Origin of the sequence: Sinorhizobium sp. CB7, from assembly GCF_041357635.1 — a bacterium.
GTDB lineage: Bacteria > Pseudomonadota > Alphaproteobacteria > Rhizobiales > Rhizobiaceae > Rhizobium.
In genome coordinates this window covers 166,189-192,639 of record NZ_JAULLL010000014.1, presented here as the reverse complement: position 1 = coordinate 192,639, position 26,451 = coordinate 166,189, and the positions used below count along the sequence as shown (strand labels likewise).

Sequence of the window (26,451 nt, the reverse complement as noted above, 5' to 3'; positions counted from 1 at the left end):
GCAACAGCGCTCCCACTGCCGTCGATGCCATCAACTTACGCATGGTAATCCTCCCGTTTCACCAGTTGCCGCAGCGTGACCTTTTCCCGCTGCCCTCGGTCTCCCGCTTTCGCGGAAGACAAATCAACGCAGCCTCCCAGCTGCTCTGGCTCATTTAAAACGTTATAAGCCCGCCGGCGTCAAGTCCTGCAAATGGAGGTCCATATCCGCCCTGAAATTAAGCGCTGCGGCCCAGTTCATGCCTCGCGCCCACCCTTCGTTCTTCTGCGCTGCGGGATTTAAAACGTTTTCATAACCGATTGCCTACTGGTCCTGGCGACGCTATGTTTTCTAGCCGCACAGTCTCCAGGACACGATAGTGAACGATACGCCGAAATCCGCGCGCACCGAAAGTTCCGACGTTTTTCAAGGGCGTGGCAAGCCCACTCTCCGCACCATTGCCGATCTCACCGGCCTTGCCGTCACCACAGTCTCACGCGCGCTCAGCGATGCGCCGCAAATATCGCTTGAGACACGACAGCGGGTTCATCAGGTCGCCCGCGAGATCGGCTATCTGCCAGACCGCGCGGCGCAGCGTCTGAAGACTGGCCGGACCAATGTCATCAGCATTCTACTCGATCCACACGAGGAAGTCGTCGGCTTCGGTACCTCGATCATGTACGGCATTGCCGAGGCGCTGCGCAGCACATCCTATCATCTTATCATTACGCCGAATCTTCTTGCCACCAGCAATGTCGAGGCGGTGGGCCATATCATCCGCAACAATCTTGCCGACGGGCTTATTTTTTCACGCACCGAGCCATTCGACGGTCGCGTTCGCCTGCTGCTCGAAACCGGCTTTCCCTTTGTCTCTCACGGCCGTACGGAGTTTTCGACACAACATCCCTATGTCGACTTCGACAATTTCGCCTTTGCCTACGAGGCGACGCGGCGCCTGATCTCAAAGGGCCGCAACAAGGTGGCGGTGATCTTGCCGCCGAAACGGCTCACTTTCTCCCAGCACGTGCTGCATGGCTTCATGACGGCGGTACGCGAGGCGGGCGTTGCCTATGAAATCCTCGAAGGCATCGATCTCGATTCGCCGGCCGGTCTGGTACGCGACAATATCCGTCGCCGAGCGGCAGAAGCCGACGCGCCCGATGGCTTCGTCTGTCCCGGGGAGGTTTCGGCGCTTGCCGCCATCAGCGGCCTCGCGGACGCCAGGAAAACGATGGGCTTGGATTACGACATTGTTGCCAAGCAAACGTCGAAACTGCTCAGCCAGATTCAGCCGCAAGTCGACACCATCAGCGAAGATCTCACCGCAGCCGGCGAGCAGATGGCCCGGATCCTGTTGCAGCGCATTGCCCGTCCGGAAGCAACCGATCTGCATCTCCTGCAGGCACCGCAATTCAATTTTCCGGTGCCGGCGCCGGGCAGTTAAATCAGGCTATCTGCCGACCAAGGGGTATCCGGGAACATTGTAGGGGGTGATGATCTCGACCGCGGAGAGATCCGTATTCACCGCCATATGCCCGGGCGTCAGCCCTCGATTCATGATGGTCCGGAAGGCCGAGCGGGCATCGGTCCGCAGATCATGATGCAGCACGAAGGTGAGCCGCCCTTCGCGAAGAAGGGCACGATTGTCGGCATCAAGATCATGGGCGACGAAAATTCGCAATGATCGCCCCGCTGCTTCGAAAGCGGATAGTACCGCGCGATTGCCTCCGCCGACCGAATAGACGGCGTTGATCGCCGGATCCTGCGCAAGTGCCGCCGCCACGAGCGTGGCGGTCGCCTCATCCCTGCCGTATCCTTCACTGATCTCGGTGATGCCGATTTGCGGATAGCGATCACGGACTGTGCGGCGAAAACCGATTTCGCGTTCCTCCTCGCCACGAAATCGGTTGCTCGACAGCGTCACGAGCACCTTTGCCGGTTGCCCAGCCACATATTCACCGATCAGATAGGCCGCAGTTTCGCCCGCTGCGCGATTGTCGGCTCCTGCATAGGCTGCCCGACCCGCATTCGGCAGATCGGTGACGAGGGTCACGACCGGAATGCCTGCTTCAGCCACGCGCCCCACTGCCTCGACAATCTCCGGCACATCCGGCGCCTTGAGCACGAGGCCATGCGTGCCGCGCAGCCGGATGCGATCGATGAGCTGTGCCAGATCTGCGGGCCGCATGACCTCCGCGAAATGAAAGCGACAGCGAAAGACAGTTGGCAGGAAGGTTGCGACCTCTGCTTCGAAAGCGTCGCGCACCGCATCGGTGAAGCGCTCTGGGGCTTCCATGACGATGTCGATCGTCAGTTTACGTCCGCCGATCTCAGCGCCCGTCTGCTGCTTTTGGAGCTCGGCAAGCGCCGCCCTCACCCGCATCTCCGTCTGCCGGCGCACGCCCGGCCGCCCGTTCAGCACGCGGTCGACTGTCGCGGTGCTTAGGCCCGCCTGAAAAGCGATGTCCTTGACGAGAAATGGATGCGCCATGCAAGCCTCGGCCTTGATGGATTTTTGATGGATTCCTGATCTATATCATCCAGACGGCCAGCGTATAGTAGCCCCATCGCAATCATGTGACGGGAGGCATGTCATGAAGACCGACAATTTGCAGAAACTGAGAGCCGATCGCGTCTGGCTGACGGAGGACGCCTGCGATCTCAATGATTTCAGAGCATTGGCAGAGCAAACCACTGCAATTGCCGATTATCCGAATGCCATGGCTGTCGAGAAAAATGTGCTGATCTATGACAGCCGCAAGGTGATCGAAGCTGCGGCGGCGAAAGAAGGCCGGCGCGCCATCCTTGCCGAGATCTGCGAGGCTTTCGGCGAAGGTCCGGGTGTCGCGGTCTTCAAGTATGCCTATGAAGATGCGCATGTCATGGATCGCGCCAGCCGAATATTCGACGATATCATCGAGGAACAGCATCGCAGCTCGACAGGTGGCGGCGATCATTTCGCAAAGCCCGGCGCCAACGACCGGATCTGGAATTCGCTGGAAAAGCATTGCCTTGCTGATCCGCAGAACTTCGCGGAATATTATGGTAACCCCATCGTGGCGCTTGCGAGCGAAGCCTGGCTCGGCCCCAGCTATCAGATGACGGCGCAGGTCAATCGCGTGAATCCGGGCGGAGCGGCGCAATCGGCCCATCGCGACTATCATCTCGGCTTTCAAACCTCTGTCGTGATCGAGCAGTTTCCCGTCCATGTGCACAAGCTCTCGCCTGTTCTGACGCTGCAGGGCGCCGTCGCCCATTGCGACATGCCGCTCGAAAGCGGCCCGACGCTTTTCCTGCCGCACAGCCAGACCTATGTGCCTGGTTATCTCGCCCTGAAGCGTCAGGAGTTCCGGGATTACTTCGAGAAGAACCATGTGCAGCTTTCGCTTGAAAAAGGCGATGTCGTCTTCTTCAACCCGGCGCTTTTCCATGCAGCCGGAACAAACCGCTCTGCCGATATTAAGCGTGTGGCGAACCTTCTGCAGGTTTCGTCGGCATTCGGGAGGGCGATGGAAACCGTAGACCGCGTCCGCATGAGCGCGGCGCTCTTTCCGGCTCTCAAGGCACTGAAGGCAGCCGGCAAACTTTCAGACAATGAAACTGCGAACGCCATTGCGTCCTGTGCCGAAGGCTATTCGTTTCCGACCAACCTTGACCGCGATCCGCCGCTCGGCGGCCTAGCGCCCAAGACACAGGCGCAGCTTATGCACGAGGCTCTGAAGGAGGGATGGAGCGATGAGGTATTTGCAAAAGCCTTGGCGGAGCAAGCGGACAAGAAGCTAAGCTGAGCGCAGTGTGCAGCTCGCCGATCACGCGGGATAAGTTTGTATGCGAAGGAACGTATTCCGGCCAAGAGGCAACGCCGGTATTGTTCGGGCAGATCATCAGGGAGGGAATTTATGGGTACCGATCACAGCCGTCTCGACGGCAAAATTGCAATCGTCACCGGCGGCACTCAAGGGCTCGGCGCTACCATCGCCCGGCTCTTTGCCGAACGCGGCGCCCAAGGCATCGTTATCTGCGGCCGCAATGAGGCTAAGGGTAAGGCCAAAGCGGAAGAGATCGAGGCGGCGACTGGGGCACGGATCGTCTACGTCAAGGCAGACCTTGCCAAGGTGGAGGATGCACGCAACGTCGTCGATGCGTGCGACGAGGCCTTCGGACGCGTCGACGCACTGGTCAATGCCGCAGCCATCACCGACCGAGGGACGATTCTCGACACCAGCCCCGAACTTTTCGACGCGATGTTCGCCGTTAATGTTCGCGCACCGTTTTTCCTGATGCAGGAGACGGTGAAGATCATGCGCCGCGAGAAGATCGAAGGAACGATCGTCAATATCGGCTCCATGTCGGCGAAGGCCGGCCAACCCTTCATTGCCGCCTATTGCGCCTCCAAGGGCGCGCTGGAAACGTTGACGAAGAACACCGCCTACGCGCTTCTGCGCAACCGCATCCGCGTCAATGGACTGAATATCGGCTGGATGGCCTCCGAAGGAGAGGACCGAATCCAGAGAGAGTATCATGATGCGCCGGCCGACTGGCTCGAGAAGGCGGCCGCCGGTCAGCCCTTCGGGCGGCTTGTCGATCCGGAAGAAGTGGCGCGGGCCTGCGCCTATCTATCCTCGCCGGAATCCGGCTTGATGACCGGCTCCGTTATCTGCTTCGACCAGTCGATCTGGGGCGCTTATGACGGCTCGCCGCATCCTGTTGCGGCGCTGTAGAAGAACGCGAGCGCGGCAGTTGGTCCGGTGACGGCTGCGTTCCCTCGCCTCTCCGGCGTCGGAGGTCGCCGCGCGACATTGCGGCCGTCAATGGCTCGGTTTCCTGATGTCAGGTGGACGCGACTTCCGACCGTGACCTTAACCGTGATTGTGTGACGCGGCAGCCCTGCACCGAACAATAGACCTGCCCGACATTGGCGTTCATTGCTGCTACTTGGCCCGTACGTGCGACGAGGGTCGTAAAGGTAGGCTACGGGCGCAACCGAGCGGCAGTATCCAAGGCAGCCTGACACGCCATGGCTATCGCCTGCCGCGAAATCTACCCGCCTTTTGGTTTGCGACCGCGTGCGCTTGGCTTTACCGGCACGCTCTTTCCATACTGGTTCCACCAGGCCGTCAGTGCCTCCATCGTCGGTCCGAGCCCGCGCGCCTTTGGCGTAATCTCATATTCGACCCGAGGCGGCACTTCCGCGAACACGGTGCGCGACACAAGACCATCGGCTTCGAGTTCGCGCAGTTGTGCCGTCAGCATGTGCTGAGTGATTCCAGGGATTGCCTTTCGCAGCTCCCCGAAGCGGTAGATCCGCTGGTTAAGCAGCCACATGATCTCCAGCTTCCACTTGCCCGAGAGCAGCGCGAATGCTCGGCGCATCTCCTCGTGCATATTGATCTCTTCTTCGGCCATAGTCTGGTTTTCCATACTAAGCGCAAGTTATTCATCCTACTTGCGAATATCGATCTTAGTCGACATTTTCAATGTGCGCTGCAGGCACCGAAGTAAAGATGGTCCTGGAGACCAACTAACAAAGTCGATGAAAGAGGCGTTGCTGCTGCTGCTACAGCGACGAGGAAGACGTCATGTCCGCAATTTACATCTATTGGATCAGCACGGCACTTCTGTCGCTGCTCTATCTAACTTCCGCCCATATCTACTTGACCAAAGGGAACTGGGTCCGACAGGCTCTCGCCAATCTTGGCTACCCTGCCTATCTCGTGCCGGTCATGATCGCCGTGAAGGTCCTGGGCGTGGCCGCCATCCTGTCGCGCTTCAGTGTTGCGCTCAGCGATCTCGCCTACGCCGGCATCTTCTATCATCTGCTGCTGTCCGGGTTAGCACATCTCGGTGTCCGGAAGCCCGGCGGCGCAGTGCCGGCAGCGGTCGGCCTCGCGCTTCTTGCAGCCTCTTTCATCACGCAGAACGCCGCTCGCGAAATTTCGTCACCCTACGTGCAAACGGCGATGCTCTGACGCGTCCGAAACCACCACCCTTATCGAATGGAGATGAACATGGGTCGACTCAACGGGAAAGTTGCCATCGTGACAGGCGCCGGTCGCGGCATCGGACGCGCCACCGCCAAGCTGTTTGCCACGGAAGGTGCAAAGGTTGCCGTCCTTTCGCTCACGCCCGCGAACGTGGGCGCGGTTGTCGCGGACATCGAGGCCGCTGGCGGTACCGCGCTCGGCGTGCCTTGCGACATCGGCGACGCCGATCAAATCAAAGCTGCAGTGGACAAGGTCGCCGCGGCCTATGGCGGAATCGACATCCTGGTGAACAACGCCTTCGATCCCTCTGTGGTCCAGTCGTCGATTATCGACCTCTCGGTCGAGCAACTGCAGCGCAACTTGGATGTAGGGCCGATCGCTTACCTGCGGACGATGCAGGCTTGCTATCCTCATCTCAAGGCGAGCGGAAACGGGCGCGTTATCAACTTTGCCTCGTTGGCTGGTGTGCTCGGTATGCCGCCCTATGGTCCGTATAACATGGCAAAGGAAGCGATCCGCGCCCTCACGCGCGTGGCCGCCCGCGAGTGGGGCGTGGACAAAATCACCGTTAACAACGTCCTGCCGATCGCGAACACTTGGGGCGGAGATACTCCCCCAGCAACGAACCCGCTCGCGCGCCATGGTTCGCCGGAAGAGGACATTGCGCCTGTCGTCGTTTTCCTCGCGAGCAAGGATGCGCAGTTCCTCACGGGCTACAGCCTCACCCCTGATGGCGGCTCAATCATCGATAGCGCGCGCTGAGCTATAGCGGGCTGTGGCGGGTCGTATCAGTCACGATGTCTCAGCGCTTCGACCAGCGCAACGAACGCCGGAGAGGACTGACGCCGGCTGGGATAGTAGAGGTGATAACCGTCCCAATAGGGCGACCACTTCTGGAGCACGCGGACCAGCCGGCCGTCCTCGACGTAGGGCAGGATGATCTCTTCCGGGATGTAGGCGAGGCCGAAACCGTCGACGGCCGCATCGAGAGAGTTGAAGATATTGCTGAAGGCAAGCTGGCCATCGACGCGGATTCTAATCTCTCGGCCATCCTCTTCGAACTCCCAGGCGTATAGCCCGCCAGAGCTTGGAAGCCGGAAATTGATGCAGGTGTGCGAAACGAGGTCTTTCGGGTGGACGGGTTCGGAATGATTGGCGAAGTAAGATGGCGCGCCAACGACCGCGAGGCAGAAGTCCGGGCCAATTCGAGCCGAGATCATGTCCTTTGCAAGGTGCTCGCCCATGCGAACTCCAGCGTCGTAGCGCTCGGTGACGATGTCGGTCAGCCCGTTGTCGAGCACGAGCTCGACCTTGATGTCAGGGTATTTTGGCAGGAATTTTCGGAGTTTCGGCCAGAGGACATACTTGATTGCATAGTCAGCAGCCGTAATGCGGATCGTACCCGCCGGTTTGTCCCGCAACTCGCTGAGCGCGTCGACCTGTGTTTCGATCTCATCGAAATGAGGACCGATCCCGTTGAGCAGACGCTCGCCGGCCTCTGTCAGCGATACGGCCCGGGTCGTGCGCGTCAGCAACCGGACGCCCAACCGTGCTTCGAGTTGGCGGATAGTGTGGCTCAGCGCGGACTGCGAGACCCCCATCTTGGCCGCAGCCCGCGTGAAACTTTGCTCCCTGGCGACGGCCAGAAAGATCATTAGATCGTTTATGCTCTCACGCGCCACTCATGAATCCCTTTCATGGAAAGACATCCATTATATCGGGAAACCCGGCTGATGACAGCGAACCCGAAGGCTGCGAAGGTAAAGCGGCGATACTCCCTTGGACGTGAGGTCGAGCGCCGGTTCAGTTCCCGATCTGGACGCGAACAGTGACAGGACCGGGGCGATCAAAAATCGAGACATTGCCCGTCACCTTGCCCAGGACCACGATGCCTGGCTGCGGGACACGACCGCTGCGGTAATAGATGACGAAGTGATCAGGTCCCCAGAGGCCAAGTGTTCCGATGGTAAAATCGCGCTGCCGTGAGACTTCCGGAAGCGTCGAAGGAAGATCGCCCGTCTTTTCCTGACGTAGATGATCACGCATTTCTATCGTGATCGGCAACATCTGCTTCAGCGCCTGCGTCGCGTCGTTATCGGCGAGATCCGCCGAAACTGTTCCCCATTCAGAAGAGATCAGAATACGGTCTTGTGCCATTGGGTGTTCCATCGGCATGAGTGCGGGGCAGCAGCTAAAAGCGTGCGTAGCGTAGCGGCCCTCTTAAGCATTTATTTTAACGGCCGCCTTGGTTGCTGCAGAGCGAAGAAAAACTCGGAGGTATTTCGCGCAACTAAAGCGGCCGTCGGCTGATCGAGTCCTGTCAGGCCGCAAGGTGGCGGTCGAAGAAGGACTGCAGCTTATCGAACGGGATGAGATCCACACGGTCGTAGAGGTCGACGTGACCGGCACCCGGGACCCAAACAAGCTCCTTTGGCTCGGCCGCACGCTTGTACGCATCCTCGCTGAACTCCCGGGAGTGAGCCTGGTCGCCCGTGATGAACAGCATCGGCCGGGGAGAAATCGTCTCGATGTCATTGAACGGGTAGAAGTTCATGAACTTGACGTTGCTCGTCAACGTCGGGTGCGTCGTCGTCAGTGGCGAGCCGCCTTTGGGTGTGAACTCTCCCCGTGGAGTGCGGTAGAAGTCATAGAATTCACGCTGGATCGGGTCGGATTCGGGGGGCAGCTCGTGGACCGTGCCACTCGTGTACTTCGTCTCGCCGCCTGCGAACTCGACGTAGCGTTGCTCGGCCGCCGCCGCGATGATCTGTTTTCGCTGTTCGACGCTCAATGAGTGGTTCAGCGCGTTGCGGTTGGCGGCGCCCATGTCGTACATGCTGACCGTGGCGACGGCCTTCATGCGCGGATCGATCTTCGCCGCGCTGATGACAAAGCTGCCGCTGCCGCAAATGCCGATCGCGCCGATCCGCTCTCGGTCGACAAAAGGCTGAGTACCGAGGAAATCGACACCTGCGCTGAAGCCTTCCGCGTAGACGTCCGGCGAAACGAGGTTGCGCGCCTGGCCGTCGCTTTCGCCCCAGAAAGGCAGGTCTATGGACATCGCGGCGAAGCCCATTTCAGCCATCTTGGTTGCATACAGGTTGGCGCTCTGCTCCTTCACGGCGCCCATTGGATGGCCGACGATGATTGCAGGGATCGACGTTCCTGGCCTAAGATCCTTGGGAATATAGAGGTTCCCAGCGACGTTCATCTGGTACTGGGTCTTGAAGGCCACCTTCTGCAGGTTCACCTTGTCGCTCGTATAGAAGTTGTTCGCGCCATTCGACATGTCTTGGGCCTTTGCTGCTGAGATGCCGATAATTGGCATCAGGCCGAGCACCGCAGCACCCGCGCCCGTCAATTTGAGGAGGTTGCGTCGCGCGACGTCTAATTCGATGTCACGTGCATTTGGGTCGTCTGCTTCAATCAGCTTGGTCATCTTCGAATCTCCTTGACGGTCGAAGATGTAGCTGCAGCTCGCCGTATGAATTAGACCCTTGGTTTCGCTTGTAGTGATGAGTTCTGCTCATAAATAACACGCTTCTAGAGCGGGACGCAGAAAAGCATGCGCGGTTTTCGGGCGACTCCCGCTCTCACTTTTTGATTTAGAGACGGATTCAGACTTCAGGTCGATCCAACCTGAAATCATCCGGCTCTAGCGGCGGCGGCCACGGCGAGCGCGCGTCATCGGATTGATGAGCACAGATCATAATCGCATGCACTTTCAGACGACTAGTTTCTGATGGACGCCTCAACTACCTCTTTGACGATGGATGGTCTGAGCGACCGACAGGAGATTCATCGGCTCTCGCCGGCTGCACCCTTGAGACTGAATCCATTTGGCCCAAGGCCATCCCACACAAGATCAAACAAAGCCTGAGGACGGCAGACATGCAGCCCCTCTCGAGGGGCCGGCGGTTCTCGTGGCGTCGAGGTAGACCCAATAATGCTTACATCAGTCTCATCCGAGGACCGCCAAACCGATACTCGTCCTGCGGCGTGGGGCGCCGTCCTCGCACTGTCTTTGGGTGCGTTCGCGTTGGTCGCGTCCGAGTTCATGCCCGTTAGTTTGCTGACCCCGATCGCCTCCGATTTGCAGATTACCGAAGGCCAAGCTGGACAGGCAATCTCCGTATCGGGCGCACTCGCCGTCCTGACGAGCCTTTGCATTGCATCGGTGGCGGGGCGCTTCGACCGCAAACACCTGCTGCTTGTCCTGACTGCACTCATGATGGTGTCAGGGACCGTCGTGGCGATCGCGCCGAACTATGAGATCTTCATGCTTGGCCGAGCGTTCATTGGGGTTGTGATCGGCGGCTTCTGGTCGATGTCGGCGGCGACGGCGATGAGGCTTGTACCCGACGACCTGGTACCGCGGGCGCTGGCGATCGTGAATGGCGGGAACGCCCTTGCAACGGTCGTTGCGGCACCGCTTGGAAGCTTCCTCGGCACGATCATCGGATGGCGAGGTGCCTTCTTCTGCGTCGTTCCGGTCGCGGCGGTCGTTTTCGCGTGGCAACTCTTCAGCCTTCCTTCCATGAAGGCTGAGCCTCGGTCAGGATCAGCAAATGCGCTCGGGCTGCTGAATCGCCCGGTCGTCGCTTTCGGCATGGCAGCCGTCAGCCTCTTCTTCATGGGACAGTTCGCGCTGTTCACCTATCTGCGGCCATTCTTGGAGTTGGAAGCCCACGTCGATGTTTCCACCCTGTCGTTGGTGCTGCTGATGATGGGAGTAACAGGCTTCATCGGCACCAGTGTCATCGGCGCATTTCTGAAGAACGGTGTTTACGCGACCCTGATTGTGATCCCCGTGCTGATGGCATTGATCGCAGTGGCCCTCATTGTGTTCGGAGCTTGGGTAGCCGTGGCGGCGCTGCTGCTTGGCATCTGGGGACTTTTCGCAACCTCAGCACCCGTTGGCTGGTGGACATGGGTGGCGAGGACCTTGCCCGACGATGCCGAGGCCGGTGGTGGCCTTATGGTGGCTGCCGTGCAGCTTGCCATCACCTTGGGGGCGACGGTCGGCGGGCTGCTGTTCGATGCCACGGGCTACCAGGCTACCTTCGGGGTAAGCGCACTCCTTCTCGTAATTGCGGCCCTTCTCGCTGTCGCGACGTCACGAAAGGCGCGAATCCAGGCAGCTTAAGTCGGCGCGTAAGATGGCGATGCCGACCTCGTGCCTGTCGACGTTTTGCTCATTCTCGGTATCGACAATGCAATCGCGGAGGCGCTTTGGCGAGATCGAAGCCATAAAACGGTTCACACAACAAGACGAGCGGGTTTTCACAATCTTTGAAGGCGGCAAAGAACGGTATTCCCGCCGTTTCCACACTGGTTCCTTGATGTACTGCCGGATCTTCCCGCACCACGAAACTTGTCGCGGCGACTCCCATTTGGCGAATTGGTGGCACCTGAGACAAGTCCATACTGGCGGGAGGATCGGGGAGGCTCGAATGGTGACGGTGACGCAAGAAGGTGGACTTCAAGGCAGATCTGGTCATTCGCGTCCGTATGGCGAAGTCATCCGAATCGGCCACCGCGCAAACGTGTCTCGATTGGGTAGAACCCAAACTTGTAATTGAAGACGCCGACGACGTTGCGGCGAGTCCTCGAATGCCGGGCAGTGGGCGCAGCTCGATACGCCGCGCCTTGGCCCCGACTGGTAGGGCTTTGAGATCGCTGAGGTGCGATACGCCATAGACCTACTGATCTCGGTAGTGGCCCAGTTGGAAAAGGAAATGCGCGAGGAGACAGCCACGACCGCGACAATCTTGTGGCCGGTTTTGCTGAATAGGAAAGCAATCATGCCGGCAGCCCCGGTACACAGACTTCAGCTTCGCCGACGCGATTGGCGTCGCCCATCTCGCGGCGATTCACTAAGCCCTTGAGGCGCACGCCGCCCGACTTGTTGAATGCTGTAGCGGCTTCACAGCTTTCCCGATACCTGCCTTCTCTGGCGAGCCTAGCGGCCGTAGAGTTACAGGTCGCGCTCACGCCAACATTCCATGGCAGCGTCAGCATCGAGCCGCGCCAACTGAGTGGTTTCTTATCCCATGCGGCGATACACTTGACGAGGTAAGGCCGATAGTCGCGCTCAAGCTTCACGGCGGTGCGCTTGTCACAGCCGGCGTTGGTTTCGACCATGCCCATTTTGACGTCGGTCGTGTCGACGTCACAAATCGTCACCACGGGCGGTTTCCTAGCCTATCAAGATACGCGACAAGCGATCGTCCTTCCTACGATTGCAAGATCTTGATTGCCAGTGCAGTGTCGTCATGGACGGCAGGCTGGCCAGGAAAAATGGCGACCATGCCGCTAACAGCAGCGGCAACAATGGTCCCTATGAGAGCTTTGCCGCGCTTTGTCGCAACAATCTTATTGATTGGCATTGGTCGGTTCCTTGGTTTCGGTCGTCTGCCTTTCGGCGTTGTCCGCCGTTTCGGCCGCCGCAGGCCGAGCCAGAAGCCGCGCACATAAGCGCCGACTCACGGCAGGTAGGCGGAAACGACGGGGACCATGTTCAAAACAATGTCGGCAAGCGCTGCGAGCTCGAGCAGCCGCAGCGACCAAGCGCGCTTCAGGATGTCTTCGACGTCAGACAGCAGACGCGCGCGCACTTGCGACCAGGCGAGCCGCCAGTCGGGGAGAAGTTTCATTCGGGGGTGTCCTTGAAATGAAGAAGCCGCCCTGAGGCGGCTGACTATCTAAAGGCGGGATTTTTGCTGGGTTGCTTCAAGATCTCGAAGCTCGTTCTCGTGAAATGCCTACATGGGCAAAAAGGCGTTCCGCGGGCGCCCTGTATTTCCTAGTCTACCAGTTCCACCATGGCCTTCGCTTCTTGGCTATAAAGCAGTGCGTCACAGCTCGCAGGTCGGAGTCCTCGTAACCCTTGGCCGCGAGCTCCGCCAGAATTCCTGGTGGCACTGCGCCATTTGGCTCTCTATCAAGGATGTTTGCTTTCACCTTTAAGCCCGTCAGTCTCCGGGTGGCGGCAATGTAGTCTGTGGACGGACGCATGTTGAAGTTTCTTGCATCACGCATATAGTCGACGACGTCATGAATCGTGCCATTGGCCTCGGCAATCGCAACTTTGTTTTCGGCTAGATACCTGATTGCTTCGTCTCGGCTCAAACGCAAATGCGCCCATGGATAGTTTCCGAAATACTGCGGAAAATGATGGCCGTGGCGCGAGTTCCAAAGCGGAGCAGCAAGGCTGTAGATCACGCCACCTGGCTTGAGGACCCGCGCCATCTCCTGAAACGCACTGAATATGTCCGGCACATGCTCCATGGTCGCAACGCTATAGACGAGATCGAAGGATCCCGACGGCAAGCTCATCGCCTCGGCACTTTCCTGATGGTATCTCGCGGCAGGATGCTGAAAGTCCCTGCCGATCTCATCGACCACGTCGACGCCATGCACTTCCTTTGCGCCAAGATCAACGAAGTAGCGGCAATCACCGCCTGTATTGCAACCGATGACAAGAACGATACGGCCCTTCACACGCTTGTACCTGTTCGCCCTGTGAGCATGGTAATAGTTGTAATCCATCGAGCGCCCCGCATGTAAATGCGTCGACGCTAATACAAATTCCGCGTGTTGAAAACCTAATTGCCGGAGATTGAAATCCGCGATCTAGTTAGCTGCGATTCCAAACGTAAAAGATGGCAAGACATGGCGGAGATCGAGATGATCAAAACACGTACAGCTCGGGAGTTTCTGGGGTACCTGCATCTCTCCAATGACCACTGGTGGGAGACCGGGGACGAGAGGCCTTCATTTGTCTTTCGAGGCCATGCAGATAGCGACTGGGATTTATTACCAAGCGCATTTAAGCCCTTAGGGCCAGCGAACAGACTGACGTCGCTAATTGAGGGAATCCGCGAGAGAGCGTATCAAACACCTCCCTATAGAACAGAAGAGCAGATTGATCAGTGGCTACGGAAAAGCAATGAGCGGGCTGTGTTGCAAGCATGCTCGTGGTTCAAAGAGATTGCTCGTGACGTTGGACTACCCGTGCCGCAGGATGAAGTCGAGATGCGCGCCCTGGCTCAGCATCACGGTGTTCCCACCAATTTGCTAGATCGGACGACCAGCCCTCTCATCGCGGCATTCTTTGCGGCTGACGACGAAACCCCGGCAAGGATATATGCGTTTGGGCTCTTCGAACTTCAGGCCATGGACTCGACTCCTGGAGTCGTGGCCTCTTGTACCTACTGACTCCGTCGATAAACGTTAATCCGTTCATGCAAGCTCAGAAGGGCATGTTCGCGCTGCACTCGAGCTGGGGCTTCGACCACCCGCATAATGGCACAATTTACAGTCTGCAGGACTATCATGCCTCAGTCGAACGCACGATATTGCAGCAAATCAGGCTACCATCTGAGGAGTGCGGTCAACTTCGACGCCTCCTGCATCGCGAGGGCGTAACTGCAGCGCATCTGAAACCGTCGTTGGAAAACGTCGCGAGGACAACCTTGTCACGGATTGCAGATGCGCGTAGCTGGCTACCAAAGGAGTAATCACGGCGCCTGGTTGACACTATCTGCTCGGTCATGTGGCGCAAGCAGCGCCTTGTTCTCGATCCAACTTTCCAATTCGTTCGGCGCGCGCGCTCTGACCATTCATTGTGAGGTGCACATCATCCCCGACAAGCCATCCTGCCTTTGCGTATCCATCGTCTCCGATCATTCCGGCAGCCCAATCGCCAACGAAAAGCGCTCCGCATTCTGCTGCAACGTGGCTGATGAGGCTATTGATGCGATCTCGCTCGAAAGTGGTCGAGAACTGTGGGCCGATCGGAGGCACCGCCCACAGCACCACCCTCGCATTTGGGAACGACTTGGCAATCCGCCGCAGGTCAGACTCGTCTGAACCCGCAGGCGTTCTCATATTATTGGTTCCCACCATCACATGTACGATAGAAGGCTTAGCAAGATTAGCCAACCACGAGGCCCTCTCTGCTAAATCAGAGATCCTTGCTCCGGCGAACCCAGCATTTAGTATTTGGCATCCACCAACTTCGCTGGACCGGAAAATCTCGGTATTGCTATCTCCAAAAAGCACAACCCCGCCAGGCGGCAATCCCCACGCCTGAATGGAGATTGCCAATGCCCTGTTTTTGAATGACTGATTGTATTGGCCCGCAAATGCGGCCGATCCAATCAGGCAGCAGGCGATCAGGAGCGTGCGAAAGATCCACATTCCCTGCGACTATCAGGCCGCAACTATTGCCGCAAGATTGGTCGCGATCTCGTCAGCTCCGAGATCGTTCGGATGGATGAGATCGGCATTTAGTCGGTCATTGCTGTTGGTCATGAGCGACAAGCCATTCACGTAAGTGACATTCGCTCCGCCAGCCGCTGTCACTGCGGCGGCGACCGCAGTTCGATACTGCGCCAGCGTGATGGTATTTGTGTTTGGGCTATAAACAGGGCTGATCTTCGCGGAGGGTAGCGCAGCCTCCGCATTGTTGATCCAGCCCTCTACCGCAGCTTGGACGTTGCGAGTGCGGTCTGCGCAACGAAGTTGTTGTATCCTATCAGATAGGTGACGCGATCGGCGCCGGTTCCAGCCAGCGCATTTCCGTCTGCTGCAATCGCCTGGGCGCCTTCGTTCGCGAGGTTCAGGACTCTCCTGCCCTTGAGCACGCTGAGCTTATAGGACCAACTGTCGGTGGTCTTCGTCGTGCTGAAGCCGTGAGTGATACTGTCTCGCATGTCGCCAGTATTCCAGACGGACGCGCGGCCGGCGAACCGAATGTCGCTCCGGCATTTACGGTCACACTAAGCAGTTCCATGCCGTCGCCATCAGGCCAAACCAGCTCGATCAAGCGGCTGGTGGCACCGGCAAGATTGAGCACATATGATCCGTCACGGGTATCGAATGATGCGTGAACAGCACCATTAACAAGGATGGTGGCCGTATAACTGCGGGCGGAGTCATATCGGCTAACAAGACTGTTATATGCGACATTGAAGGTGATCTGGGTCGCATCAGTTTGCAGACGATAGCGCGACCCTGGGGAGCAGTGCTGATAACCATTCGCGTCCACTATTGGCCGCAGAAAGCGCAATCTTCTCTCAGATTGCTCTGAGATTGAAGCATAATCGCTCACTTGTCCGCGGGGATCATTCGGCAAAATCAAGTTGGTGAAGCCGGAGTCGGAAAGCCATCAGAAGGAGCATAAAAGCCGGCAAACGGCAGTGGCCTGACAAGGACCGCTACCATTGCGGAGACTCCACCATCGTAAATCTTGGAGCGCCGAGGGTTACTCGATCCACGATGACAGACGTTCCACCTACAGACGCAGCCAGAGGGGACAACAGGTGGCCCTTTGAGAAGTTCCGTGTCTCTTCGTCGTGCAAGATGGCATTAGAGCCAGAGCCCTGCTGCGTCCCTCCCCAAGAGTTCTCGATCCCGCTCGCAGTATTGCATGTGATGCGATTGGACGTCGGAGTCGTTGTTCACGACAATCCCGCTGTGAAATTCAGGGTATAAAAGCCTTTGCGAGGTATGACCAAGGAGAACGCCGTAGAAGAACCCGTAATGGTTATATTCGCCCAGATATGGACCTGATCCATGTCGCCCGCGCCGAGCGTCGCATTCGCCGACCTCGCCACGGCATTTGCGAAGTCCAATGCAGTCGGTGGAAGCGGCAAGCCCTGCCACCAGCCACCGTCGGCAGACTGGAAACGATCGCCGCTGCCTGGATCTGACGCAAACCGTTCGTAGAACCGTGGCTGCGGCGAGAACTCTGCGATAGCGAGATATGATGCCGAGGCGTCAATGGTAGCGCCCTCGGCATCCTCAACTGGCGGGTATAAGCGGAACAGTAGCGATCCAGCCGCAATCTCGGCCGCATTCTTTGCGGCTTCGCCAGCCGCAGCAGCAGCCTCCGCAAGTGTAGGTGCATAGATGCGAAAATTTCTTCGATCCATGGACGAGGGACTGTTGGCAACGCAACAAAATTGGGTTTTAGGAGTGGCTAAAGTCCAGTGCTGGGTCTCGCGGTTGTTGGCTCCCACGCAGAGCCAACTAACGAATTCAATAATTTAACGGGAAACAGGATTAGGAATAAAATTAGGAGCCGGTTCATTTAAGAACCGACTCCTTTAATAAAATCAGCAACTTAGCTGAAAAAAAAATTGGCTCCCCGGGCCGGATTCGAACCGGCGACCTGTCGATTAACAGTCGAATGCTCTACCGCTGAGCTACCAGGGATCACCGCTTGGCGCGGCGTGAGTGGGCTAATACAAATGCTTGCCCGATTTGCCAAGCGATTTTTTTGAAAAAATAACATTGTTCTTGCAATAATTACAGTCGCCCCCATCTCCTTGACATGACAGATCAGACCGAAGCAGGCGCAAATGGCGCCAAAGAGCGCGATTCCGCCAAGGCTACGAAATTCGGTATCGACCACGGCACCGGCCATCTCGTGCTCGGTACGGCGCGGGTCCGCATGCCTCGATCACGCATCGCCCGCATGGGGATCGGAACCGGGCTCATCTTCGGCGGCGTGCTGGGTTTCCTGCCGATTCTGGGCTTCTGGATGCTGCCCCTCGGCGTGCTGGTTCTCTCCCACGACATGCACATAGCCCGACGCCTGCGTCGGCGTACGGCTGTCTGGTGGACGAAGCGACGCCGCCCCTCGGAATGAACGGCGTCAGCTTACCAGCGTGGAAAGGCTCTGGCCGGCACTGACCGCGGCATAGAGGAGCGCTCCAAAATAAGCCGTCGTGACGATCAGGAAGACATAGCCGCCGATCACCAGCAATCCATCGCGTTGAATGCAGCCGATCGCCAGAGATAGAATGGCGACCGCGGGAAAGGTGTTGGAAAGTGGGATGAAGCTTAGAGGGAACATCAGCAATATCCCGCCAATCATCAAGGCAGCACCGTTGAAGCGGTTGACGAGCAGGCCAGACGTGAAAACCAACAATCTTGGCCGCACATAGCGATCAATCCGCGAAATGATCGAAACCCCCTTCTCTAGCACCGGCAACAGCCGCCCGGTCTCGAGTTCCCGGTCGAGGATGCGCCCCGGAAACCAGGGCAGCCGATTGAGCGTGATCGCCAGGCTTATGAGAATGATCGCCGCGCCGAATACCGTGCTCACTCCGGGAATGGAGACGGGCACCAGGAAAGGCAGGCTGAGCAAAGCACAGAGCAGTAACAATCCCTGCTCTCCGATAATTGTCATCAACTGCCTGAGCGTAATCGAATTTCCGCCGATTGCCGCAATCGAGGCACGAAGCGTGTCGCTCATGCTTGTCGAAGTATCACGAAATTCGAAAGAATCCTTCATCAGCAGCCATCTCCGTCGTCGTGTCAGGGCGGGGTACGCTGTTTATGGGATTTTGCGGAAGCGAAATCAAATGTGCAGGCGTGAAAAAGGATCAGGTTCGGAATGAAAAGGCCTGCACCGATTCAATATTGATTCTAAATGCCCGCCATCGCTTGATTATCAGCGCGTGAGGCCTCGTGGCCGAGTGGTGACACAGAGGACTGCAAATCCACAGTAAATCCAATTATTTTAAGGTGTTCCTGAAAAACTCGTCAGAAACAGGCTACTTTCCCCGTTTTTTGCGGCATTGATTTTCCAGGGAAATCTGGACTTTTCAGAAATGCGTTTTCGCCCTGTTCAGGGTTTAAAAAGTCCACCGGCGTGTTTATCGCTGCGCGAGCACCTTTCAGGTTCTGATCATGCCGAGCTACCGGGCTACATTGAGAGCGGGAAGATTGGTTGCGGGGGCGCACGTCCGGGACGCCGGAGCGCTTCGTCGATCGCATCGCGCCTGTTGGTCGCACCGATGACGACAATATTCTGCCGGGACTCCAGCCCGTCCAACAAGGTCAAGAGGTGCACAACTATACGCCGCTCGACCTCCCCGGTGACCTGTTCACGCTTCGGCGCGATGGAGGCGATCTCGTCGATGAAGATGATGGAGGGAGCATTCTGCGAGGCTTCTTGGAAGACCTGCCTCAGCCGTTCCTCGGAATCGCCGTATCGGCTGCCCATGCCTGAACGACATCCTGATCCCGCATTTGAAGAGCGTGTTCCAGCTCAACTTCACCGAGTCGATGCTGATCCAGCTTTGCTTTTTCGGCGCATACTCGATCATCTCGCTGCCCGCAGGCGCGCTGGTTAAGCGCAATTTCATACAAATGGGGAATTGTAACCGGGCTTGCCGCGGCGGCTGCCGGATGCGCGCTTTTCATTCCGGCGGCCACCTACCGTGTCTACGCGATCTTCCTCGGAGCGCTGTTCGTGCTCGCTAGTGGCGTGACGGTTCTTCAAGTGGCGGCCAATCCCTACGTGGCCGTCCTCGGAAAACCGGAAACCGCTGCAAGCCGTCTTAACCTGACTGGCAGACCGAAAATCCCTGCTCGCGGCCTATAGTCAGGGGCCGAGCAATTGCGTTCTGAATTGTGTTGCGCGGCGCGTGGAGGATCGCTGCGGCGCCGGACGAAACGCCCGGCTACACTTTCGCGGCGCTCCTGACCCTCCCCGCAATGCTCTCAGTCTGATCGATAAGGAAGGGACGCGTTTCCTCCAGAATGAGCGGCATGAGCACCTCTCTCACCCGCTGGTGATAGGCGTCGAGGAAAGCGACTTCGCTCCGGCTGAGCTCCGAGAGGTCCGCCGCCGAAAGATCGATCGGCGCGAGCGTCAGCGAGGCAAAGCGGCAGAACCCCGGAGCGGAGGCCACCACCTCGACCTGGTTCTCGATCCTGAGGCCATATTGGCCGGCTTCGTAGTAGCCCGGCTCGATCGTCATGATATTGCCGGGCTCGAGGCCGTAGGGATTGGCCAGCTTGGCGAAACGGTGCGGATATTCATGTACCAGCATATTGTGGCCGACGCCGTGGCCGGTGCCGTGATCGTAGTCGAGCCCCAGGTCCCAGAGCGGCCGGCGCGCGAAGGCGTCGAGCTGGTGGCCCTGGGTGCCGACCGGCATCTGCGCCATGATCAATGACAGGAAGCCCTTCAGAACTGCCGTATAGGTGCGGCGGACATCGGGCGTGACCGGGCCGAGGAACAGGGTGCGGGTAACGTCTGTCGTGCCGTCGACATATTGCCCGCCGGAATCGATGAGATAGGGCAGGCGGCTGTCGATCACGGCATTGGTCGCCTCCGAGGCATTATAATGGCAGAGCGCCGCGTTCACACCGGAAGCCGAAATCGAGCGGAAGCCCTCTTCGAGAAAGCCCTTGCGGCGGCTGCGGAAATCCAGAAGCCTCGCTTCCGCCTCCACCTCGGTCAGGGGTGCCGCCGTTGCCTCCCGCCGCCTGCCTTCCCGGAGCACCCAGGCCAGGAAATCCGTCAGCGCGGCGCCATCCTCGACGTGGCAGCGCCTGTAGCCTTCCAGCTCCGCGGCGTTCTTCTTCGCCTTAAGCAGGGTCAATGGGCTCGGCTTGGATACCAGACTGCCGTCGCCGGCATCGACCGCAAGCCGGACGGAGACCGGCGCGAACTGCGGATCGGCCATGACTGGTCCCTTGCCTGCAATCTCCGTCACCCGGGCAAGGAAAGACGAGGGCGGGCTGAGCTGCACGCCATCCAGTTCGAAATGCCCGAGGTCGTTGCCGAGCTTGCGGCGATCGACAAACCACTCGGCGCGGCCATCCGCTTCCAAGAGCAGATAGGAATGTGGCACTGGGTTCATCGGAACGTCGGAACCGCGCACGTTGAGCAGCCAGGCGATGTTATCAGGCAGATTTTCCGCAAGCGCCACAGCGCCGGCCTGCCGCACGGCCTCTCCGGCGCGCTTCCTCTTGTCGTCGGAGCTTTCGCCGGCAACGGAAACGGGCATGGCGCGCACCGGTCCGAGCGGCCCTTGCGGCCTGTCTTTCCAGACCCGGTCGAAGAGATCGGCATCATCAGGCACGAGAGCGCCGCCGACCGATGCCATCGCCTGGGCCATCCGGTCGTAGAGCTCGCTGTTGATCAGCATCGGATCGAAGGCGATACGCATGCCGGCAAAGCCATTCTCCCGCATCCAGCGGTCGATCGGCTGATTGTGCAGATGCCGGATTTCGAAAAGCGCCTCATCGACCTCTCGCCGCACCTGGATCTCATAACGGCCGTCGACGAAGATCAGCGCCTTGTCGGCAAGGACGAGCGCGAGGCCGGCAGAACCCGTGAAGCCGGTAATGAAGGCGAGGCAATTGTCACGCGGTGCCGCGACCTCGCTCTGGTGGGCGTCGGCGCGGGGCACGACAAAACCGTCGTAGCCGCGGCCTGCAAGCTCTCCGCGCAGCGCGGCCAGACGCTCCTGGATGGACAGGGCCCGGACGGACAGGGCCTGGATGGACAGGGATTGGCTCATGGAAGCCTCCGTTGAATACATCAGGAGCGCGGGCCGCCCCGCTCCTTCACCATGTCCACCAGCCGGCGGAAGACGCGCGGCGACTGACGCACGCCGTCATGCTCGAACTCGTTGGTGACCCAGCTTTCGAGATTGCCGACCCGCGAAGCGGTATCGAGCGAGAGCCCCGCATCCACATACATGTCGTCGAAATAGACTGCCGCGGCCACCGGAACCTCGTTCGACGTGAGACGCGCCGGATCGTACAGGTGGCTGTATTCCTCCCGCGCGGCGAGCGCCAGGGCGCCGGCGCGGAAGGGCCGCAGCGACCGGATCTCGTCGAACATCCAGGAAAACATCATCTCGCCGCTGAAGGTCAGCGGCCGCTGTGTTTCGGCAAATTGCGGGAATTCGGCCCGGACGCGCTCCGCCGCCCAATTGGTCGTACCGCGCCCCTGCCCATAAATGCTCTCCTGCAGCACCACGAAAAGCGGATTGCCGTCATAGGACGTGGCATTCATGACCGACGCGAGGAAGAGATCGGAAAGCCTGTGCTCACCGGCGGAGGAGAAGGCTTCGTCGACCATCCAGTGGATATTTTCAAAGCCCGGCGCCATGCCGAAATCGATGCCGAGGGTCTGGAAGCGGCGAACCGAAAGCCGGTCGCCATCGGGCAGACGGACATCGTTGGCGGCAAGGAAGTCCGCGATGCGGCCGACGCGCTGACGGTCCTCGGGATAGCGTTCGTAATAACGCTTCGTCTTTGCCGCCACGCGCGGATAGGTGCGGCGATAAATGTCCTCCGCAGTGGCATCGAGGCCGGCGAGCCCGCCGGTGACATAGCAGGCGGACAGGCCTTCCGGCGCTTTGGAAAGATAGGTGAGCGTCAGGAACCCGCCATAGCTCTGGCCGAGCGTTTCCCAGCGCCGCCCCTCAAAAACGGTCTTCCGGATATGTTCGAAGTCAGCAACGATGCTGTCGGCGCGGAAGCAGGCGAGATAATCGGCCGCCGCCTGTCCATCGCTGCCGAAACGCTCCATGGTGGTGCTTTCGATCCGCGAACTGCGCCCGGTGCCGCGCTGATCGAGCAGCACCACGCGGTGGGTCTTGATCGCTTCCGTCAGCCAGGGGGGCCCGCCATTCGCCGGACGCGGCGACTTGCCGCCCGGCCCGCCTTGAAGGAAGGCGAGCAGCTGCAGTTTCTCATTCTTGCGAACCGGATCGCAGACTTCACGCGCAAAGACCTCGATCGTCTCACCGTCCGGTTTTGCCCAGTCGAGCGGAACCGGCACCAGATGATCGCGAATGAACATGCCCGGAATAATGTATTCGGAAACCACCATGATTTTTATCCTTTACTGTCTGACCCTTACTGTCTGACCCTTGGGTCGAGCACCGCATAGAGAAGATCGACGACGATGTTCATCAGAACGATGAACAGGCCGCCAAGCAGCACCACGCCGATGATGATCGGCCTGTCCTGGTTTTTCACCGCCTGAACGGCAAGCGCTCCGACGCCCTGAAGGCCGTAGATCTGCTCGATGACGATAGCGCCCCCGAGCAGGATGGCGATATCGGCGCCGAGCTGCGTGACAAGCGGCGTGAGCGTGCTGCGCAGGCCATGCCGGAAGACCACCGTGGTCTCGGACAGCCCCTTTGAACGGGCCGTCCGGATGTAGTCCTCACCCATAACCTCGAGCAGGTTGCCACGCGTCAGCCGCGCATAGACGGCCGCTGTGACCAGCGCGAGCGTCATCCAGGGCAGGAAAAGATGCCACGCCCAAACGAGAGGATCCCTGAGGAACGGCTTGTAGCCGCCGGCCGGAAACAGGGTGAAACCGGCCTGCTTGGGAAGGAAATAGAAGACGTAGAGCGAGAGCATGCCGAGCACGAAGGTCGGAAAACTCAACCCGATCAGGATGAAACCCTGCCCCAGCCTGTCCCTGAACCCGCCCGGATGGCGGGCGGACATGATGCCGATCGGGATGCCGATCAGCAGCCAGAAGACGACACCGCCGATGACAAGCGAAACGGTTGCCGGGATGCGGTTGGCGATGAGCTTCGTCACCGGCTGCTGGTTGCGGTAGGAGAAGCCGAGATCGCCCTGCAGGGCCTTGCCGACGAACTTCACGTACTGCTCGTGCATGGGCCGGTCGAGGCCGAGATTGATACGGATCTGCACCAGTTGCGCCTCGGTCGCCTTCTCGCCGGCAATCACGCGGGCGGGATCGCCCGGCGCCACGAAGAACAGGAAGAAGACGAACAGGCTGAGGGCGAAAAGCACGAAAGCCGAAAAGAGAAACCGCTTTGCGAGGAAACCGATCATGCGCGGCCCCCCTTTCTGCCCGCCTTGCGGAACCGGCTCATCCGGACCGGCCGCGCTCGGGGATCGAGCGCATCGCGCAGGCCGTCGCCGAGTATGTTGAAGGCGAGCGTCGTCAGGAGGAGTGCTGCGCCCGGAAAGATGACCAGCCACCAGGCGACGAGGTAGATGGAGTTGGCGGCGGCATCCGCCAGCATGCCGCCCCAGCTCGGGGTCGGCGGCACGATGCCGAGCCCGAGGAAGGAAAGCGTCGCTTCGAACACCACGGAACTCGGGATCATCATGGTCGTGTAGACGATGATCGGCACGCTGAGATTGGGCAGAATGTCACGGACCATGATGGAGACCGGCCCGGCGCCCAGCGACCGGCTTGCCGCAACGAACTCGCGCCGGCGCAAAGAATTCACCTCGGCGCGGATGACACGCCCCATCGTCGTCCAGCTAAAGAAGACGATGACGCCGACGCTCAAGCCCAGGCTCGGGCCGAAGACCGACACCAGCGCCAGCGCGCAGAGCAGGAAGGGCACGCTCATGACCAGATCCATGATGCGGCTCAGCACCATGTCGGTTGCACCTCCGACATAGCCGGCAAGCATGCCGACCGTCAGGCCGACGAAGGCTGCGGCAAGCGAGGCGAGCACGCCGACAAGCAGCGACACGCGGGCGCCATAGGCGAGCCGGACGAGAACATCGCGCCCGAGATGATCAGTCCCCAGCAGGAATTCGCCGTCCGGCGCGACCGGCAGGCCCATGTCGCTCAGGCCGGTTTCGCGATACTGCTCGATGGGCGAATGCCCGATCGCGGCCTCGATCAGCGGTGCGCATGCCGCAAACACCACCAGCAGCAGGATGAAGACGAACGCCGCCACGCTTGCCTTGTCCCGAATGAACCGCCGCAGGGTCAGTTCCCACGGGCTGCGCTGCACGACGGCGCGCGCCTCTTCTTCCTGGATTTCTACCGTCACACAACTTCTCCCGGAATGGTGTCCACCAGGCGCCGGGCAGATGACGCCCCCTTGCGCGGCTCATGGAACGAGGCCGCGATCAGTTCACGCGTATAGGGGTCACTGGCGTTGGTGTAGATCGTCTCCGCATCGGCCAGCTCGACGATCCGGCCCTTGTTCATCACGGCGATGCGGTCGCAGACATGGCGCACGACGGCGAGGTCGTGGGAGATGAAAAGGTAGGTGAGCTTCAGCTCCCGCTGCAGCTCGCGCATCAGGTTGAGGACCTGCGCCTGGATGGAAACGTCGAGCGCCGAGACCGGCTCATCGAAGATGATGAGTTCCGGATTGAGCGCCAAAGCCCGGGCGATGCCGATGCGCTGGCGCTGGCCGCCGGAAAACTCGGCCGGGAAACGATTGTAGTGTTCGGGGTTGAGGCCGACCCGTTCCATGAGGCCCTGCACGGCGCGCTTGCGCGCCTCGCCGGAACAGACATTGTGGATGCGCAACGGCTCGCCGATGATGGAACTCACCCGCCTTCGCGGATTGAGGGAACCGAACGGGTCCTGGAAGACGAGCTGGACGCGCTTGCGCATCTCCCGCCACTCGCGGCCGGAAAGGCTTTCGAGAGCCCTCCCTTCGAAACGCACCGAACCGCCGGTCGCCGAGATGAGCCCCGCCAGCACACGCGCGAACGTCGACTTGCCGCAGCCGGATTCGCCGACAAGACCGAGCGTCTCGCCCTTGTAGAGATCGAGATCGATACCCTTCAGCACGTCGAGCGTTCTTGCGCCGCCGAAGATGCCTCCGAGACTGTAGCTGAGCCGCACATCGCGCGCCTCCACGACACGGGCCGGCCCCTTCGCCGCCCCGGTCGCCGCGGACACCGGAGCGGTCTTGGCCGCGGGCTTCGCCGCCGGAACGGCTTCCAGCCAACAGAGGCTCTGCGTCCCCTCCTCGAAAATCCGCAGCGGCGGCGGATTGGCGCATTGGGCGGCCGCATGCTGGCAACGGGTGCGGAAAACACAGCCGCGCGGCAGATGGATGAGGCTCGGCGGGCGTCCGGGGATCGGCACAAGCTCGGCTCCGGGCGTATAGTTCGCCGGAGACGAGTTGAGCAGGCCCGCCGTATAGGGATGAGCCGGCGCGGTAAACAGCGCTTCGCTCCTGCCGATCTCCATGCGGTTGCCGGCGTACATGACCATGACATGGTCCGCGACGCTCGACAAAAGCCCGAGGTCATGGGTGATCATGATGACCGTGGTGCCGCGTTCGCGGCGCATCTCGTTGATCAGGTCGATGATCTGCTGCTGCACGGTGACGTCGAGCGCCGTCGTCGGCTCATCAGCAATGACGAGCGGCGGATTGAGCACCAGCGCCATGGCGATCATCACGCGCTGGCGCATGCCGCCGGAAAACTGATGCGGATAGCTGTCGAAACGGGACGCCGCACTCGGAATGCCGACCCGTTCCAGAAGTTCGATCGCCCGCCGTTTCGCCTCGTCGCGCGACACGCGCTCATGGGCATGGATCATCTCGGTGATCTGGGCGCCGATCGTATAATAGGGATGCAGGCTGGAAAGCGGGTCCTGGAAGATCATGCCGATCCTGGCGCCGCGCACCTTGCGCATCTCGCCCGGGCTGAGGTCGAGCAGATTGGCGCCCTGAAAAAGCACTTCGCCGGTGATCTCGGCATTCGGCAGCAGGCCCATGACCGCCTGCGTCAGCACGCTCTTGCCGGAGCCGGACTCCCCGGCGATGCCGAAGAACTCCCCTTCTCCCACCGCAAACGACACATTGCGGGCAGCCTGTACGACACCATCCTCCGTCGGGATGCGAATGGTAAGGTTACACGCTTGAAGTATTGGCATTGACCACTCCCTCGGAGCCGGCATGGCCTGCAGTCGGCG

26 protein-coding genes, 1 tRNA gene and 2 pseudogenes are annotated in these 26,451 nt (G+C 59.6%); 9 read left to right on the top strand and 20 right to left on the bottom strand.

What is annotated here, in order from left to right:
- Nucleotides 1-358: 358 nt before the first annotated feature.
- Nucleotides 359-1,423, top strand: a complete 1,065-nt coding sequence (locus AAE029_RS25255) for a LacI family transcriptional regulator (RefSeq protein WP_371075649.1) — start codon at nucleotides 359-361, stop codon at nucleotides 1,421-1,423.
- A 6-nt stretch (nucleotides 1,424-1,429) separates the two neighbouring features.
- Here AAE029_RS25255 and AAE029_RS25250 read toward each other — a convergent pair whose 3' ends face one another.
- Nucleotides 1,430-2,470 (bottom strand): LacI family DNA-binding transcriptional regulator, encoded by a 1,041-nt coding sequence (locus AAE029_RS25250; RefSeq protein ID WP_371075648.1) that lies wholly within the window; start codon nucleotides 2,468-2,470, stop codon nucleotides 1,430-1,432.
- Nucleotides 2,471-2,573: 103 nt separating this feature from the next.
- On the opposite strand from AAE029_RS25250, the gene AAE029_RS25245 reads away from it, so the two are divergent.
- Entirely contained in the window at nucleotides 2,574-3,767 is a 1,194-nt protein-coding gene (locus AAE029_RS25245; protein WP_371075647.1) for a phytanoyl-CoA dioxygenase family protein, read from the top strand.
- Nucleotides 3,768-3,878: 111 nt separating this feature from the next.
- A complete protein-coding gene (locus AAE029_RS25240) occupies nucleotides 3,879-4,700 on the top strand; it encodes an SDR family oxidoreductase (RefSeq protein ID WP_371075646.1) in 822 nt (273 codons plus the stop codon).
- A 319-nt stretch (nucleotides 4,701-5,019) separates the two neighbouring features.
- Here the strand turns inward: AAE029_RS25240 and AAE029_RS25235 are convergent, their stop codons facing one another.
- Entirely contained in the window at nucleotides 5,020-5,400 is a 381-nt protein-coding gene (locus AAE029_RS25235; protein ID WP_371075645.1) for a winged helix-turn-helix transcriptional regulator, read from the bottom strand.
- Between the two features lie 158 nt (nucleotides 5,401-5,558).
- Between AAE029_RS25235 and AAE029_RS25230 the strand changes: the two genes are divergently transcribed.
- Both AAE029_RS25230 and AAE029_RS25225 read left to right on the top strand, forming a co-directional pair.
- Complete coding sequence (locus AAE029_RS25230; RefSeq protein ID WP_371075644.1) at nucleotides 5,559-5,948, top strand: DoxX family protein; 390 nt, start codon at nucleotides 5,559-5,561, stop codon at nucleotides 5,946-5,948.
- Between the two features lie 39 nt (nucleotides 5,949-5,987).
- Complete coding sequence (locus AAE029_RS25225) at nucleotides 5,988-6,725, top strand: SDR family NAD(P)-dependent oxidoreductase (RefSeq protein WP_371075643.1); 738 nt, start codon at nucleotides 5,988-5,990, stop codon at nucleotides 6,723-6,725.
- A gap of 26 nt (nucleotides 6,726-6,751) precedes the next feature.
- Here AAE029_RS25225 and AAE029_RS25220 read toward each other — a convergent pair whose 3' ends face one another.
- The 3 genes from AAE029_RS25220 to AAE029_RS25210 all read right to left on the bottom strand — a co-directional run bounded on the left by AAE029_RS25220 (nucleotide 6,752) and on the right by AAE029_RS25210 (nucleotide 9,402).
- A complete protein-coding gene (locus tag AAE029_RS25220; protein ID WP_371075642.1) occupies nucleotides 6,752-7,645 on the bottom strand; it encodes a LysR family transcriptional regulator in 894 nt (297 codons plus the stop codon).
- A gap of 121 nt (nucleotides 7,646-7,766) precedes the next feature.
- Entirely contained in the window at nucleotides 7,767-8,120 is a 354-nt protein-coding gene (locus AAE029_RS25215) for a cyclophilin-like fold protein (RefSeq protein WP_371075641.1), read from the bottom strand.
- 163 nt (nucleotides 8,121-8,283) lie between these two features.
- Nucleotides 8,284-9,402, bottom strand: coding sequence for an alpha/beta hydrolase (locus tag AAE029_RS25210; protein WP_371075640.1), 1,119 nt, complete (start codon nucleotides 9,400-9,402; stop codon nucleotides 8,284-8,286).
- 507 nt (nucleotides 9,403-9,909) lie between these two features.
- On the opposite strand from AAE029_RS25210, the gene AAE029_RS25205 reads away from it, so the two are divergent.
- On the top strand, nucleotides 9,910-11,109 hold the full coding sequence (locus AAE029_RS25205) for an MFS transporter (RefSeq protein ID WP_371075639.1): 1,200 nt from the start codon (nucleotides 9,910-9,912) through the stop codon (nucleotides 11,107-11,109).
- 656 nt (nucleotides 11,110-11,765) lie between these two features.
- Here AAE029_RS25205 and AAE029_RS25200 read toward each other — a convergent pair.
- The 4 genes from AAE029_RS25200 to AAE029_RS25185 form a co-directional block, all read right to left on the bottom strand.
- The gene (locus AAE029_RS25200) at nucleotides 11,766-12,152 is read right to left on the bottom strand and encodes a glycoside hydrolase family protein (RefSeq protein WP_371075638.1); all 387 of its coding nucleotides are present in this window, start codon (nucleotides 12,150-12,152) and stop codon (nucleotides 11,766-11,768) included.
- Nucleotides 12,153-12,199: 47 nt separating this feature from the next.
- Nucleotides 12,200-12,352, bottom strand: coding sequence for a hypothetical protein (locus tag AAE029_RS25195; RefSeq protein WP_371075637.1), 153 nt, complete (start codon nucleotides 12,350-12,352; stop codon nucleotides 12,200-12,202).
- A gap of 96 nt (nucleotides 12,353-12,448) precedes the next feature.
- Entirely contained in the window at nucleotides 12,449-12,619 is a 171-nt protein-coding gene (locus AAE029_RS25190) for a hypothetical protein (protein WP_371075636.1), read from the bottom strand.
- 154 nt (nucleotides 12,620-12,773) lie between these two features.
- Nucleotides 12,774-13,514 (bottom strand): class I SAM-dependent methyltransferase, encoded by a 741-nt coding sequence (locus tag AAE029_RS25185; RefSeq protein ID WP_371075635.1) that lies wholly within the window; start codon nucleotides 13,512-13,514, stop codon nucleotides 12,774-12,776.
- Nucleotides 13,515-13,574: 60 nt separating this feature from the next.
- Here AAE029_RS25185 and AAE029_RS25180 point away from each other — a divergent pair, with 60 nt between their 5' ends.
- A complete protein-coding gene (locus AAE029_RS25180; RefSeq protein WP_371075634.1) occupies nucleotides 13,575-14,183 on the top strand; it encodes an FRG domain-containing protein in 609 nt (202 codons plus the stop codon).
- Nucleotides 14,184-14,516: 333 nt separating this feature from the next.
- Here AAE029_RS25180 and AAE029_RS25175 read toward each other — a convergent pair whose 3' ends face one another.
- From AAE029_RS25175 to AAE029_RS25160, 4 genes are all read right to left on the bottom strand, one after another.
- Nucleotides 14,517-15,167: an SGNH/GDSL hydrolase family protein gene (locus AAE029_RS25175; protein ID WP_371075633.1), complete on the bottom strand. Its 651-nt coding sequence runs from the start codon at nucleotides 15,165-15,167 to the stop codon at nucleotides 14,517-14,519.
- 281 nt (nucleotides 15,168-15,448) lie between these two features.
- The gene (locus AAE029_RS25170) at nucleotides 15,449-15,682 is read right to left on the bottom strand and encodes a hypothetical protein (protein WP_371075632.1); all 234 of its coding nucleotides are present in this window, start codon (nucleotides 15,680-15,682) and stop codon (nucleotides 15,449-15,451) included.
- A 747-nt stretch (nucleotides 15,683-16,429) separates the two neighbouring features.
- Nucleotides 16,430-16,903 carry a hypothetical protein gene (locus AAE029_RS25165; protein WP_371075631.1) on the bottom strand — a complete coding sequence of 158 codons (474 nt, stop codon included), beginning with the start codon at nucleotides 16,901-16,903 and terminating at the stop codon, nucleotides 16,430-16,432.
- Nucleotides 16,904-17,111: 208 nt separating this feature from the next.
- Nucleotides 17,112-17,186 (bottom strand) — tRNA-Asn (locus tag AAE029_RS25160).
- Between the two features lie 118 nt (nucleotides 17,187-17,304).
- Here AAE029_RS25160 and AAE029_RS25155 point away from each other — a divergent pair.
- Nucleotides 17,305-17,622 carry a hypothetical protein gene (locus AAE029_RS25155; protein WP_371075630.1) on the top strand — a complete coding sequence of 106 codons (318 nt, stop codon included), beginning with the start codon at nucleotides 17,305-17,307 and terminating at the stop codon, nucleotides 17,620-17,622.
- Between the two features lie 6 nt (nucleotides 17,623-17,628).
- Here the strand turns inward: AAE029_RS25155 and AAE029_RS25150 are convergent, their stop codons facing one another.
- Both AAE029_RS25150 and AAE029_RS25145 read right to left on the bottom strand, forming a co-directional pair.
- Nucleotides 17,629-18,270, bottom strand: a complete 642-nt coding sequence (locus AAE029_RS25150) for an exopolysaccharide biosynthesis protein (protein ID WP_371075629.1) — start codon at nucleotides 18,268-18,270, stop codon at nucleotides 17,629-17,631.
- 450 nt (nucleotides 18,271-18,720) lie between these two features.
- Nucleotides 18,721-18,984, bottom strand: a pseudogene (locus AAE029_RS25145) (AAA family ATPase); the annotation flags it as partial.
- Between AAE029_RS25145 and AAE029_RS25140 the strand changes: the two are divergent.
- Nucleotides 18,984-19,332: pseudogene (locus tag AAE029_RS25140) on the top strand (MFS transporter); the annotation flags it as partial. The pseudogenes AAE029_RS25145 and AAE029_RS25140 overlap by 1 nt on opposite strands.
- 112 nt (nucleotides 19,333-19,444) lie before the next feature.
- Here the strand turns inward: AAE029_RS25140 and AAE029_RS25135 are convergent.
- Genes AAE029_RS25135 through AAE029_RS25115 form a run of 5 tightly spaced genes read right to left on the bottom strand, consistent with a single transcriptional unit; the run spans nucleotide 19,445 to nucleotide 26,412 of the window.
- The gene (locus tag AAE029_RS25135) at nucleotides 19,445-21,295 is read right to left on the bottom strand and encodes an aminopeptidase P family protein (RefSeq protein ID WP_371075628.1); all 1,851 of its coding nucleotides are present in this window, start codon (nucleotides 21,293-21,295) and stop codon (nucleotides 19,445-19,447) included.
- 20 nt (nucleotides 21,296-21,315) lie between these two features.
- Complete coding sequence (locus AAE029_RS25130) at nucleotides 21,316-22,614, bottom strand: alpha/beta fold hydrolase (protein ID WP_371075656.1); 1,299 nt, start codon at nucleotides 22,612-22,614, stop codon at nucleotides 21,316-21,318.
- Between the two features lie 29 nt (nucleotides 22,615-22,643).
- Nucleotides 22,644-23,600 carry an ABC transporter permease gene (locus AAE029_RS25125; protein WP_371075627.1) on the bottom strand — a complete coding sequence of 319 codons (957 nt, stop codon included), beginning with the start codon at nucleotides 23,598-23,600 and terminating at the stop codon, nucleotides 22,644-22,646.
- Nucleotides 23,597-24,562: an ABC transporter permease gene (locus AAE029_RS25120; RefSeq protein ID WP_371075626.1), complete on the bottom strand. Its 966-nt coding sequence runs from the start codon at nucleotides 24,560-24,562 to the stop codon at nucleotides 23,597-23,599. The genes AAE029_RS25125 and AAE029_RS25120 overlap by 4 nt, the downstream gene beginning before the upstream one ends.
- Nucleotides 24,559-26,412 carry an ABC transporter ATP-binding protein gene (locus tag AAE029_RS25115; protein WP_371075625.1) on the bottom strand — a complete coding sequence of 618 codons (1,854 nt, stop codon included), beginning with the start codon at nucleotides 26,410-26,412 and terminating at the stop codon, nucleotides 24,559-24,561. The genes AAE029_RS25120 and AAE029_RS25115 overlap by 4 nt, the downstream gene beginning before the upstream one ends.
- Nucleotides 26,413-26,451: the final 39 nt, after the last annotated feature.